The 12,203-nt window shown below is 61.9% G+C and carries 15 protein-coding genes and 1 tRNA gene; 12 read left to right on the top strand and 4 right to left on the bottom strand.

All coding sequences use genetic code 11. From position 1 onward, the window contains the following. Both VMH22_11280 and VMH22_11275 read left to right on the top strand, forming a co-directional pair. Positions 1–484, top strand: a 484-nt coding sequence (locus tag VMH22_11280) for a 3'-5' exonuclease (protein ID HTW92279.1), incomplete at its 5' end; no start/stop codon positions are given. A gap of 9 nt (positions 485–493) precedes the next feature. Next, positions 494–2,395, top strand: a complete 1,902-nt coding sequence (locus VMH22_11275; protein HTW92278.1) for a hypothetical protein — start codon at positions 494–496, stop codon at positions 2,393–2,395. Positions 2,396–2,493: 98 nt separating this feature from the next. On the opposite strand, the gene bcp is transcribed toward VMH22_11275, so the two are convergent. Further along, the gene (gene bcp / locus VMH22_11270; protein HTW92277.1) at positions 2,494–3,015 is read right to left on the bottom strand and encodes a thioredoxin-dependent thiol peroxidase; all 522 of its coding nucleotides are present in this window, start codon (positions 3,013–3,015) and stop codon (positions 2,494–2,496) included. 217 nt (positions 3,016–3,232) lie between these two features. Here bcp and VMH22_11265 point away from each other — a divergent pair, with 217 nt between their 5' ends. The 8 genes from VMH22_11265 to VMH22_11230 all read left to right on the top strand — a co-directional run bounded on the left by VMH22_11265 (position 3,233) and on the right by VMH22_11230 (position 8,806). Beyond that, positions 3,233–4,039: an alkaline phosphatase family protein gene (locus VMH22_11265; GenBank protein ID HTW92276.1), complete on the top strand. Its 807-nt coding sequence runs from the start codon at positions 3,233–3,235 to the stop codon at positions 4,037–4,039. Continuing rightward, positions 4,036–4,575: a GDSL-type esterase/lipase family protein gene (locus VMH22_11260; GenBank protein ID HTW92275.1), complete on the top strand. Its 540-nt coding sequence runs from the start codon at positions 4,036–4,038 to the stop codon at positions 4,573–4,575. Before VMH22_11265 ends, VMH22_11260 begins: the two co-directional genes overlap by 4 nt. A gap of 178 nt (positions 4,576–4,753) precedes the next feature. Then, positions 4,754–4,827: transfer RNA gene (locus VMH22_11255), tRNA-Ile, on the top strand. 49 nt (positions 4,828–4,876) lie between these two features. Beyond that, positions 4,877–5,467, top strand: a complete 591-nt coding sequence (locus VMH22_11250) for a YcxB family protein (GenBank protein ID HTW92274.1) — start codon at positions 4,877–4,879, stop codon at positions 5,465–5,467. 189 nt (positions 5,468–5,656) lie between these two features. Next, positions 5,657–5,887: a hypothetical protein gene (locus tag VMH22_11245; GenBank protein ID HTW92273.1), complete on the top strand. Its 231-nt coding sequence runs from the start codon at positions 5,657–5,659 to the stop codon at positions 5,885–5,887. Then, entirely contained in the window at positions 5,884–6,516 is a 633-nt protein-coding gene (gene pyrR / locus VMH22_11240; GenBank protein ID HTW92272.1) for a bifunctional pyr operon transcriptional regulator/uracil phosphoribosyltransferase PyrR, read from the top strand. The genes VMH22_11245 and pyrR overlap by 4 nt, the downstream gene beginning before the upstream one ends. After that, positions 6,513–7,442 (top strand): aspartate carbamoyltransferase catalytic subunit, encoded by a 930-nt coding sequence (locus tag VMH22_11235; protein HTW92271.1) that lies wholly within the window; start codon positions 6,513–6,515, stop codon positions 7,440–7,442. The genes pyrR and VMH22_11235 overlap by 4 nt, the downstream gene beginning before the upstream one ends. Then, positions 7,439–8,806, top strand: a complete 1,368-nt coding sequence (locus tag VMH22_11230; GenBank protein HTW92270.1) for a dihydroorotase — start codon at positions 7,439–7,441, stop codon at positions 8,804–8,806. The genes VMH22_11235 and VMH22_11230 overlap by 4 nt, the downstream gene beginning before the upstream one ends. 254 nt (positions 8,807–9,060) lie before the next feature. Here the strand turns inward: VMH22_11230 and VMH22_11225 are convergent, their stop codons facing one another. After that, positions 9,061–9,696: a hypothetical protein gene (locus tag VMH22_11225; GenBank protein HTW92269.1), complete on the bottom strand. Its 636-nt coding sequence runs from the start codon at positions 9,694–9,696 to the stop codon at positions 9,061–9,063. 208 nt (positions 9,697–9,904) lie between these two features. On the opposite strand from VMH22_11225, the gene VMH22_11220 reads away from it, so the two are divergent. Both VMH22_11220 and VMH22_11215 read left to right on the top strand, forming a co-directional pair. Further along, positions 9,905–10,147 carry a type II toxin-antitoxin system HicB family antitoxin gene (locus tag VMH22_11220; protein ID HTW92268.1) on the top strand — a complete coding sequence of 81 codons (243 nt, stop codon included), beginning with the start codon at positions 9,905–9,907 and terminating at the stop codon, positions 10,145–10,147. Next, entirely contained in the window at positions 10,140–10,358 is a 219-nt protein-coding gene (locus VMH22_11215; GenBank protein ID HTW92267.1) for a type II toxin-antitoxin system HicA family toxin, read from the top strand. Before VMH22_11220 ends, VMH22_11215 begins: the two co-directional genes overlap by 8 nt. A 497-nt stretch (positions 10,359–10,855) precedes the next feature. Here VMH22_11215 and VMH22_11210 read toward each other — a convergent pair whose 3' ends face one another. Together VMH22_11210 and VMH22_11205 are read right to left on the bottom strand one after the other, a co-directional pair. Further along, the gene (locus VMH22_11210) at positions 10,856–11,083 is read right to left on the bottom strand and encodes a type II toxin-antitoxin system MqsA family antitoxin (protein HTW92266.1); all 228 of its coding nucleotides are present in this window, start codon (positions 11,081–11,083) and stop codon (positions 10,856–10,858) included. A 394-nt stretch (positions 11,084–11,477) separates the two neighbouring features. Next, positions 11,478–12,083, bottom strand: a complete 606-nt coding sequence (locus VMH22_11205; protein HTW92265.1) for a hypothetical protein — start codon at positions 12,081–12,083, stop codon at positions 11,478–11,480. Between the last annotated feature and the right edge of the window lie 120 nt (positions 12,084–12,203).

Here is a 12,203-nt window from a genome sequence, read left to right as displayed (position 1 = left end):
TGCGCAGCGGTACACGTCGCGCGCCAACTTCATCTCAGACCTGACGCTCGACCCGCCGAACTCGACCGCGGACTTCGCCGGGCCGCCGTTCAAGGACGAGGACTGGCTCGTGCTTTCGACGATGCACTCGGCCAAGGGCTGCGAGTGGAAGGTCGTGTACGTCATCCACGCGGCCGATGGGATGATTCCCTCGGACATGGCTACCGAAGATGATGACAGTGTTGAGGAAGAGCGACGTTTGTTCTACGTGGCCGTTACCAGGGCCAAGGATTGGCTCTACGTTGTGTTCCCGCTGCGCTACTACTACAAACGCTACCCGATGGGCGACGCGCATGCGTATGCGCAGCTCACCCGCTTCGCACCCGCGAGCGTGCAGAAGCTGATGGACGCGCGCGGCGGGACTTCGCTTGAGACCAGCGAGGACTCGATGTCCGACGAGCAATTCCGCGCCAAGCTGGTCAGGCTCTGGGACCGTCGGTTCTAGGAGGAGACCATGAGTAATGCTCTGCTTCTGCTCTTTGTAGTTGTGGGCTATGCTGTGGCCGGCCTGACCCCGGGCTGGGTCCGGGCGGGCGCGGCGCTTCGGCAGCTACGGGCGGCTCACTCGGATAACTTCGTACCACAACCCGCGTGCGGCGTTCGGAGCCGGCACTCCGCACTCGCGCCCATGGACAGTGACATCGTGGTCGGGTATCCCGACTCCAACGAGACCAGAGTCATCACCGGCCCATACACTCATCAGGGACGTATCATCGTGCTGAACAACGGCACTCTCGTCCTCGATAGCGCGGACTTCACGCTGCGCGGCGACATATACGTTTTCAACCATGGGACCATGCGCGTTAGAAAGGGGACGCTGACCATACCACAGCAGTTTGCCTACCAATATGGCAGCGAGGTTGCAAACGATGGCAGGTTCGAGTTCGACACCGCTCGCGTCCGCTACGGCGGATTCTCCTGGAGCGTCGGGGTTGCAGATTCCGCCGCATTCGCGGTGAACTCCTGCTCCTTGCAGCTCGGGTTCACAACCGTGAGCCTGACCGGGCACGCGCAGGTGAACTACTCCGGCTCGGACTTCGCGTCGGAATACGTGATCTTTGACTCATCGGTGCTGCACCTGGCCCACTGCGACACCGCGCTGGTCTGGCTCGGCTTCCCTTCTGGCAGCGCAGCCGACATCACGTTGCCCGATGCAGACACGACACTGCGACACTGGGAAATCCACGACGGGTCGCCGGGAGTGTCCGGCATCGGGTACACCGTGACGCTCGATACCATGACCGGCGTGCTCTGGGGCAGCTTCCCGCAGGCGGGATGCAGCGTCACCGTACGCAACTCGCAGATGAGGGCTGCGGGACTTCTGATTCCGGGTCCGGATTCGGTGAATATGTCCGGGCTGGTGAACAACCAGCAACAAACTGATTACACTCTGCCGCTGGCGGACAGGCATTTCCGTCTGGTTAACACGTTTCTTGGGTCCTGGAACCTGTACCCGACGGATTCGTCGATATTCGTGCTGGAGTCTTCCGTGTTCGGCGAGATGCTGGCGATGGGTGCGCTCAAAGCCGTAATCGAGAACTCAATCTGCGACGGGTCCGGAGGGTACATAGGAGCGCAGAGCACGAGCCAGCTTTTCTTCGTGAACTCGATGATTGAGACTCAGGTGGTTTCGCGCGACCGCTCGCTCATCCTGGGCGCCGGCTCGACCGTAGAATATGGCAAGGTCGAAGCGACCAGCGCGTCAATGCTGCTGTGGATGTTCTGCAACAGCGAATACGACCCGCAGCCGCTGGACACCGGTATTGTGTACCTGTCCGACTACGCAGTGCCGTCGTGGGCGGCGACTGACACCGCTTTCCCCATTTCCGGAACCGCCGACATCCAACCCGGTCCGTACAACCCGCTCAAGTTCGGGAGCTACCGGTTCTCCTGGGCAGGCGTCGACTCGCAGACAACCTGGCATCCAATTGACAGCGTTCACACGCATCCCGTGCACAAAGACACGCTCGCGACCTGGAATACTCACGGACTGCTGCCGGGCGCGTATATCCTCAAGATGACTTTGAAGAACTCGAACGGCGACAGCATCGAACCGACCAAGGGTGTGAATCTTCTATATCCGGGGGTCGCGGAACACACAAAGGTCGAACCGCGCGAAGTGTGCTACCTGCCGACGGTTGTCCGCGGGGATTTGCTTCTTGCACCTTCCCTCCTCTCTCCTAAATCTTCCCTCTTCTTCAAGGCCCATCCCTACCTCTACGACATCCGGGGCCGCAAGGTGATGGACCTTCGCCCCGGTCGAAACTCCCTGAGAGGGCTAGCCTGTGGTGTCTACATAGTGCGGGGACTACAAGATTCGGAATCCAGCGCCCGTAAGCTGATTGTCGCCCGCTGAACGGTCGCTGCGCAGAGAAGACTTAATCTCTAAGTCCGGCTGCCGCTTGTGCGTAACGACAGTCGACTGCGACGTTTCTAACAGTCGCCGGTGGTCTACTACAGACTGGGTGGAGGCAGAGTCGCCGACGACTGTGGCTTCTGGCCAGTCAGCTCTCCGAGTTTCTGCCTGACCTCGTTCGCGTGCCCCCAGGGCTTAACCGAAGGCCAGACGTGGGCGATCTTCCCGGTTGGGTCGATAAGGAAAGTCGAACGGACCGTGCCCATGAACTCCTTACCCATAAACTTCTTGGGCTGCCACACGCCGTATGCGGCAATTGCCTCGTGCTTGGTGTCACTCAGCAGGACGATTGAGAGCTTGTTCTTCGCCGCGAACTTGCGGTGACTTTCGGTCGAGTCGGTGCTGACACCAAGCACGGCCGCATCCATCTGCTCGAAGTCATCAAGCCGCTCCGTGAACTCGCAGGCCTCCTTGGTGCACCCGGGCGTCTGGTCTTTCGGGTAGAAGTAAAGTACGACCCAGCGACCTTTGAAGTCCTTCAGGCAGACTTCCTTGTCGTCTTTGTCAGGCAAACAGAACAAAGGCGACTCGTCACCGACCGTCAGATTGACCTTGGCCATGTTAACTCCTTTTCCATCTTAGACCCGCCACGCTCCGCCCCGGTGCCACGGTCAGGGACTGTGGGTCAGGGATTGGAGACTGACGCCGATATCTGGGTCCCATCCCTGACTCCCAGACCCGGGCCCCGGTTCGTGTTACCCTTGACCTTCGCGTCTCAATCGCGACAATCTTGCCCGTGCGGCGTCTTTCCTTCCGGCCCTCTATCCCTTGTCTCCCTTGACCACTAGACTACTCGATCACCCGTACACCATTGCCTCGGTCACCCCGACCCTCTGCCGCCTGCTGGGCATCGAGCCGCCTTCCGTCTGCCGGGCTCCGGTGCTTGAGCCTGTGCTTGCGCTTGCGCCAGCCAGGGTTGACCGTGTGCTTGTCTACGCGGCTGACGCCATCGGCCGTGTCTTTCTCGACAACCATCCGGAGTTGAAGAAGCGGCTGGCTGCCGCGTCGGACGTGGAGGTAGAACTGCGCGCGATGACCCCGCCTAAGACGCCGGTCTGCTACGCATCCATGTTCACCGGCGCTCCGCCTGAAGTCCACGGCATCACGAAATACGAACGTCCGGTGCTGGCCTGCGACACGCTCTTCGATGCGCTGGCGCGGGACGGAAAGTGGGTGGCCATCGTCGCAGTGAAGGACTGCAGCGTGAGCATCATCTTCCGCAACCGTCCGATTGACTACTTCATTGAAGCCGACGACGCCGCCGTGCTGGATCGGACGCTGTCTTTGTTTGCGGGCGACCGCTATGACTTCATTCTCTCCTACAACCAGGGATACGACGACGAGCTTCACCGGACGCGTCCGGACAGCCCCGAGGCGCTCGCCGCAGCCGTCCGGCACGTCGAGACGTTCGAGCGCCTCCAGTCGGTAACTGATCAACACTGGGCTGGGTACAGCCGCGCGCTTGTGTTCACCCCGGACCATGGGGCACACTATGACGCGGCGAAAGGGAAGGGTGATCACTTTGACGACATTCCCGACGACATGGACGTCCTGCACTTCTGGCGGTTCGGGGCGGCGGAGTGAAGGTTCTCCTGCTTGGCGACAGCCTCACCGAAGGCACGGTCGGGGTCGGATTCCTTCCCTTCCTCAGGGAGGCGCTTCCCCAGCACCAATATGTGAACCTGGGTGTCAACGGTGACACCATCGCGGGTCTGCGTCGTCGTGCCGAGAAGCTGCAGCAGCGCGGCGACGTGGCCATGGTCTGGATCGGTACCAATGACGTGATGATGTACCCCGACTGGGACGATAACGCCGCCTTGGAGGAAGATTACCGGCATCTCCTGGGTGCAACCAAGGCGCGGGCGCGGGTCGTGTTCACTCTGCCGCCGCTGATTGCCGGACGCGAATGCGCGAGTGGGTGTGAATACTCACTCGGCCGGGCAACCGAGATGGTCAAGCGGTTGAGTGAAGAAGCGGCGTGCCGCTGCGTTGACATCCAGTCGACGTTTGCCTGGCGTCAGGACCGCGAGTACACGATCGACGGCGCACACCTGAACGAAGCCGGCGCCCGCCTCGTCGCCGAGGTCATCTCAGAACATCTCCGCGCCGTCCTCGTCTGAGCGGAAGACTATCCGCAGATTACGCAGATTGCGCAGATTCCGGTCCTCTCGTCCGGTGCCTGACCGCCTAACCACGGGTTCTTCCTCTAATACTGCAACCTGTAAACTGCCACCTGGTCACTCGCGCCCGACACTTCTCCCTTGACTGCCTGACGGCTTCTGGTAAAGTGTCGGGCGCGGGCCCGTAGCTCAGTTGGTCAGAGCAGCTGACTCATAATCAGCTGGTCGTCCGTTCGACCCGGACCGGGCCCACTTGCCACATTGAAGACCCAGGTGCAAGATTGATATCCCAGGCCAAGTGATGACTGAGCCATTGAGTTGGACCGTACACAGGGCAAAGGAAACACCCACGAGGACGATCGTGGCCTCAGTCCTTATCCTTGTGTTCGTCGGGTTCAGTTGGGTCGGGTTCGGTCCGGTTCTTGGCCTGCTGGCCGTGGTTGTGTTCTTCCTTGCCTTGAACACCTACTTCCTGCCGGTCACATACACGTTTGACGACAAGGGTATAGAGGTAGACAAGCGCGTCATGACGACGCGGTACGAGTGGAAGCAATTCCGCCGCTGGTTCCGCACCTCGGGCGGCATCGTCGTCAGTCCATTCTCGCATAAGAGCTATCTGGACAACTTCCGGGGAGTGCACCTATTGCTGCCTGCTGGCAGCAATAGAATGACGAATGACAAAGTCCGAATGACGAATGAGGGGCAGCAGACGGGGGAACGAGGAACGACGGCGGTTCGGACCGCGGACATTGTCGTGTATCTGGAGAAACGGTTCGCGCCCCCGCCGGTCGACGAACGGTTGAAGCTGGATGACGAGCCGGGCGATGCAGTAAGTCCAAGCAAGGAAGAAACAACCGCAGATGGCGCAGATGATCACGCGGGGTCCGGATGAATCGGAAGACCAGAATTCAGAATGCGGGACGCCGGACAAGGACATCCACAGATTACACAGATCCGCAACGCGCTCCTCACCCCAACCCTCTCCTCAGCGAGGAGAGGGAGAGGCTGCCCGAGGCTTGTGGCTTCCCTGGCTTGACTTCAGGCCAATGAGCGTTAAGATGGACGCCGAGGAAACTGTCCAATGAAGCCTGACCGCAAACCCATCAGACCGCAGCCGGCTAAGCCGGCACCGAAGAAGCCGCTCCGTCCCATGATCAACCTCAGGAAGAAGAACTATGCCATCATGGGCGCCGGGCTCGCGACTATCATCGTCGGATTCATCACACTCGCATCGGGTTCAATCACGCTGGCGCCGATACTCCTGGTCCTCGGTTACTGCGTCCTGATACCGGTCGGGTTGCTGGTGAAATGACGCGGCGGCTGGCCGACTCCAAGGCAGTCACCGCCCTCGTCACCAAGCTCGCTTCACAGATAGTCCGTCACAATCGCGGAGTCAAAGACCTTGCCCTGGTGGGCATCAAACGCCGGGGAGTGCCGCTGGCCGAGCGGCTCGCCGCGCGGCTGTCGGTCGGGAACAACTCCCGGCGAAAACGGGGACAGTCCCCCGGAGCGCGAGGACGCGCGGTACAGTCCCCATTTTCGCCGATACCGGTCGGGGCGATTGACATCACGCTCTACCGCGATGACCTGCAACTGGTGGCCGAAACACCGATCGTCCGCGGGTCGGAGATAGGCTTCGACATCAACGGCAAGACGCTGGTGCTGGTGGACGACGTGGTCTTCACCGGGCGGACGATTCGGGCGGCACTGAGCGAGCTGCTCGACTTCGGCCGGCCCAGGGCGATACAACTGGCGGTGCTGGTCGACCGCGGGCACCGCGAGCTGCCCATCCAGCCCGATTTCGCAGCCAGAACCATCAAGACCGAGCGGTCTGACCTCGTCGACATCTTCCTGAAGGAAACAGATGGGCGAGATGAGATTGTGCTGACGAGGGTCGGGTCAAGCCAAAAGCCAGAAGCCAAGAGCCAAAAGCCAAGATGAAGCTGAGGTCAAAGCACCTGCTCGGCATCGAGGGTCTTGACCGTTCCGAAATTCTGACAATTCTCGACCAGGCCCGCACATTCCGTCAGGTGCTCGACCGGCCGATTCCAATCGTGCCGGCCCTGCGCGGTCGGACCGTGATCAACCTCTTTTTCGAGGCCTCGACCCGGACTTCCACATCCTTCAACCTCGCCGCGAGCCGCCTGAGCTGCGGCTGCGTCAACTTCTCGAAGGCGACCTCGTCGGTCTCCAAGGGCGAGACGCTGCTCGACACCGCCCGCAACATCGAGGCGATGGGCGTGGACGGCATCATTATCCGGCACTCGTCGCCCGGCGCCCCGCACTTCCTCTCCCGGCACGTGAAAGCCTTCGTGGTCAACGCCGGGGACGGCGCGCACGAGCACCCGACCCAGGCGCTGCTCGATTCCTTCACCCTGCGCGAGAAGCTGGGCAGCCTGGAAGGGAAGCGGGTGCTGATTGTCGGCGACATCGCCCACTCGCGCGTCGCCCATTCCAATCTGCTCGCCTTTGCCAAGCTCGGGGCAAAGGTCGCGGTATGCGGCCCGCCGACTATGCTGCCGTCCGACATCGAGCAGTACGGCTGCGAGGTCTTCTACCGCCTGGACCGGATTCTGTACGAGGTGGACGTGGTGAACATGCTCCGGGTCCAGCTCGAGCGGATAACGTCGTCGAGTTTCCCCACCGTGCGCGAGTACCGCGCGCTCTATGGCCTGACCGCGGAGCGGCTGCGTAAGCTTGCGCCCGAGGTCGTCGTAACGCACCCGGGGCCGGTGAACTGGGGCGTGGAAATGGACTTTGAGGTGGCCGACTTCAGCCGGGCACTGGTGCTCCCGCAGGTCACGAACGGAGTCGCGGTGCGGATGGCGGTGCTGTACCTGTTGGCAGGCGGAGAGCAGGCAGAATGAGGGAGAACCGGATAATCCAGAAACCAGAATCCAGAGTGCAGAAGTGCGGAACGGCCAGCGGTGAACGAGAGACGATGAACGAACAGACTTTGAACCGAGTGCTGCTGCAGGGCGGGACGGTGATTGACCCGGAGACGCTGAAAGAGTCCCGCGCGGATGTGTTAGTGGTCGGTGGCCGAATCGAGAGGGTCGGAGCCGCCATCACCGCGCCTCCCGGCACCGAGGTCATAGACTGCCGCGGCAGGCACATCGCGCCGGGATTCGTCGACATGCACTGCCACCTGCGCGAGCCCGGGCGCGAGGACGAAGAGACAATCGCCAGCGGGACCGCGGCGGCTCTTGCCGGCGGGTTCACGCGCGTCTGCCCGATGCCGAACACCGAACCGCCAATCGACACCGAGGCGCAGGTCCGGTTTGAAATCCGCCGGGCAACCGAAGCCGGATACGCGCGAGTCCATCCCATCGGCTGCTGCACCAAGGCCAGGCAGGGCAAAGAGCTGGCGGAAATCGGCACGATGAAGGAAGCCGGCGCGGTGGGATTCTCCGACGACGGCTCGCCGGTCGCGGACCCGCAGGTGATGCGCCGCGTGCTCGAATACTGCAAAGCGTTCGACGTGCCGGTCATATCCCACTGCGAGGTCAAGGAACTGGTCGAGGGCGTCGCCAACGAAGGGCGAGTCTCGACCCGGCTGGGAATGAAGGCTGGGCCGGACGTAGCCGAGTCGGCGCAGGCGGCGCGTGACGTCCTGCTCGCCGAGTTTACGCACGCGCGGCTTCACATCGCCCATGTGTCGGCGCGGGCAACGGTCGAGATTATTCGCTGGGCCAAGGCACGCGGGGTGCAGGTCACGGCTGAAACCTGCCCGCACTACTTCACCCTGACCGAAGATGCCCTTGCCGACTTCGACTCCAACTACAAGGTCAACCCGCCGCTCCGGACTGAGATCGACCGCCGGGCCGTGATTGCGGGGCTTGCAGATGGGACGATTGACGCCATCGCCACCGACCATGCGCCGCATCTCAAAGGCGAGAAGGACGCCGAGTTCGACGCCGCACCGCCGGGCATCATCGGCTTCGAGACCGCCTTCAGCCTGGGTTACGATCAGCTCGTCCTCGGCAAGGCCCTGTCGCTCGCCGACTACATCGCCCGGTTGACGGTCGCGCCGCGCCGGATCCTGAACCTGCCGCCGGCCTTGATTACCGCCGGCTCCGAAGCTGAGCTGGTCGTGCTCGACCTCAAGGCAGAGTGGACATACGCTCCGGAACGGGTCCTCTCGCTCTCCCGCAACTCGCCCTTCCTCGGCCGGACCATGCGCGGCCGCGTCACGGCCGCCCTGCTCGGCGACAAGCTCTTCCGGGTCTAGCCCCTTCGCACATCCTTCCGCCCGAAAGCACCGCGCCCGCTGACCGCCAACCGCTCTCCGCTTCGGATACCGGTCCGGCAATCTAGAATCGGCAATCGTCAATCGAAAATGGGTTAACCGCCAAGCTCGCCAAGACCGCCAAGGCCTGAGTCAGCTAGTCTACAAATCTAGAATCTAGAATCGGTACGCTGTCAGCCGCAAGCTGACCCGCCCGCGCGCGTCAGGGGCTTCTATGAGTCCCCGGAATTCGTTCGCTACTTGATCGTGGCCGAGGTCAGTTCCTGGTCAAAGATCCGCTCCTTGCCGAGGAAGGTGGCATCGTAGTACGACTTCACCATACCGGTGCCCCGGGCGTACCATTCGTAGATGTCGAAGGTCACCGGGGAATGGACGGTCAGCTTCAGTTTCCACGCCTTCCGGTACGTCCCGGCCGCGACCGTAACGTCCTCCTGGCCGACGACCGTCACCCCGGTGGTGCCTTCCAACCAGGTATCGCCCGCTACCGGGTCCGACATCAGCACGGGTGTGCCGATGGTGTCGTCAAGGCTCTTGTAGGACATGATCGTGTCACCGACTTCAGCCATGTAGTAGTCACCGGTCGCGGAGACGGTCGTGTCCGGTGTCCGGGTGTGGATGGCTGAATCATCCTTGAACTCCACGACCTCTCTGCCATTGGCCAGACTGGCTTTCTGCAGCGCGGTTCGCGTGATGGTGGTTGTCGACACGGTATCCAGCGGCCCGCCGGCGGGCCCGGAGAGCGTAATGGTTGTTGTGTTCCACACGCTGCCGATGGTCATCGGGTGTATGGGAGCGAGCGAAGGACTGCAGTTCGGGCCCAGAAGTGCAGCGCCCGTGACCGCGGCAATAACTAACAAACGTACTTTTGTCATAACAGATTCCTTTCGGACGCAGTCTAGCGGGTGACGACTCTATGTCAATGCCGGTGCGCAGCCTCCGCGCCGCTGTCGGCCGCTGGCCATAAGCTGTTAGCTGTGAGCCGTAAGCTGACCCGCCCGCGCGCGTCAGGAATCGCCTGCTGCATCGCCGGGTTTGCTTCCCCATTTGACCGCCGGGCAGCAGCGACCTATACTGGTCACGATGAAAGCAGCCTATCAGGAATTCGACATCAACTACTTCCAGGATGAGGATGGCGTCTTCACCGCCACGGTGCCAGCGATTCGCGGCTGCGTCGCATCCGGCAAGACGCTGGAGGAAGCCTATCGCAACGCGGTTGACGCCATCGAGAGCTGCCTGGAGGCTCGTCGCAAGGTCGCGGCCCTGAAGCTCAGGCGGGTTCGCTACGGCGGGCTGAACGTGTACCGACGTCCGGTACATGCCTAAGCTCGTCCGCGTCTCCTACCGCGAGCTGGCCGCGAAACTCAGGCGCGCCGGCTACCGGGAAATCCGCACCAGCCGGCACCCGGTCTACTACCTCTCCGAACGCGACATCACCATTCCAGTGCCCCGGCATCCGGGAGACGTCCCAATCGGGACCCTCCGCGCGATTGTACGTGAGATGGGCCTGGGCGTAGAGGAATTCAACAACCTATAGCCGGTTTCCGCTGACCGTCCGCTGTCCGTTCCATGACTCGACTCCTACCAGTTCACTCTAATGAATCGCGGAAGCTTTGGGGTCGGCGGAATTCTGCATTCTGGTCTCTGGTATCTGACTTCTGAATTATCCGGTGCCCGCCGGACTGCCCTTACGGCCCCGCGCGCGTCAGGAATCGCCTGCCGCGTCGCCGGGGACCCGCGGTTCATTTGAATGAACTGCGTGGGATGGGCGGCAGGGACTAGAAACTAAGGAGTGAGGACTGAGGAGTGAGGACCGAGGAGTGCGCCGCGGCAGGAATCGCCTATCGCGTCACCGGGGCTTCGCTCAACTGGTAACTGGAACCTGGCAACCGACTCCGAGTCGCCCTGAGTCAGACGAGAGGGTCTCTCATGACTGGTCACTCGCGGCGAAGCCGCGTTGCGTCTTGACATCGGCCGGAAACAGGGGAATTGTCCCTCGCCGGTCCTCCGTCTTCTGTCCTCAGTCTTGGTTCGTCAAGCGGCGGCGAACTGGCGGACTTCGACCTGCGTGCCGTTGCGCGCGGTCTGCTCGGCTTCCTTGAGCAGCCGGTCCGCCACCGCAGAGTCAACGTATTCCTCGCCGCAGTTGGGGCAGACCTGAGCCGGTACGCCTTTGTAGACGACCGTCAGGCCGCCACGCACAAGCGTGACGGTTGCTGTACCAGACCGGGTCTCTCCCTGTTTGCAGATTACGCACTTCATAGTACCAGTGGTATTATCGGCTCCCGCCTGACAGAGTCAACGGCGCCCTGTCAGAATGGGCACGGGAACTCGCGGCGAAGCCGCGGCCTCGTGCTCCCGAACTCCCGGAAGGGCTCGCGGGAATTCCCCAAACAACAGGGTGACTGTTTCGCCTGCCGCGTCACCGGGGACCCGCGGTTCATTTAAATGAACCGCGTGGGGTGGGCATCGGGCTGATGTTGGGAACGTGAATCACCGGAACTGTGGAATCAGAAGATAGGAGATGGGAACTGGAAGCTGCGCGCATCCTGCGCGCCGCTGTCGGCTGTTAGTCGTCAGATGTCGGAACTGACCTTACGGCCCCGCGCTTCAGGAATCTCTTTCGTCCCCGGAAGTGCTCCAGGTTTACCCTGCCTCAGCATGAGCGTGGTTCGATGGGGGTCGGCACTCCGCTGCCGACGTACATGAGTCCTTGGAGCGTACACGATCCCGTTGCCGAGGTCTTGGGCGACACGAGGACAGCGAGGAGGTTGAGCGATGTTGCACCAGGGACCTCCGACATGGTCTTCCTCACGAGGTTCAGGGCCATAGGCACATCGCGCTGGGTTGGAGCAAATCCTGGGGTCGAGTATACAAAGACTCGGAGTGGGCATGCGGCCACAAGCAGCTTGTTGAGATCCTCATGTATCTTGTTCGGCCACCCGTCCCGGCTGCCGCAGCCCCATTCGCTTTCCAGCGCCAGCACGAGCCCGCGAAACTCCCCTGACCTCGGGTTTCCATCGCACCAGGTGAGGTCGAACAACCACTCTCCTGGGCCAGCGGGAGGTCGCTCTTTCGCGCCCTTGACCCTCCAGTTCACGACATGGCGCCCGTCCGCGAGCGCCTCCATACAGTGGAAGACAGTCTCCGTCCACTTGTTCTCCCTGCTAGTTGGCTTCCACGGTAGATGTGCCTCGGACAGCGCCATGCTCAGGCCATCAAAGATCTGCTCGAATACAATCTGCACCTGTTCGTGAGTCATGTCTTCCTCTGTGGAGGGTCGAGGACATCTAGATCTCGGTGACGAGCATCTGCTTCTGGTTGCATCAAGGCACGGCGGGGTTCGGTGCGCTCGATCATGGCTGGATTGTAGGCCTCGCGG

The sequence above is a fragment of the bacterium genome (genome assembly GCA_035505375.1).
GTDB lineage: Bacteria > Hydrothermota > Tepidihabitantia > Tepidihabitantales > Tepidihabitantaceae > UBA2258.
The sequence above is the reverse complement of the archived record's forward strand: the minus strand, read 5'-3'. Positions and strand labels throughout refer to the sequence as shown.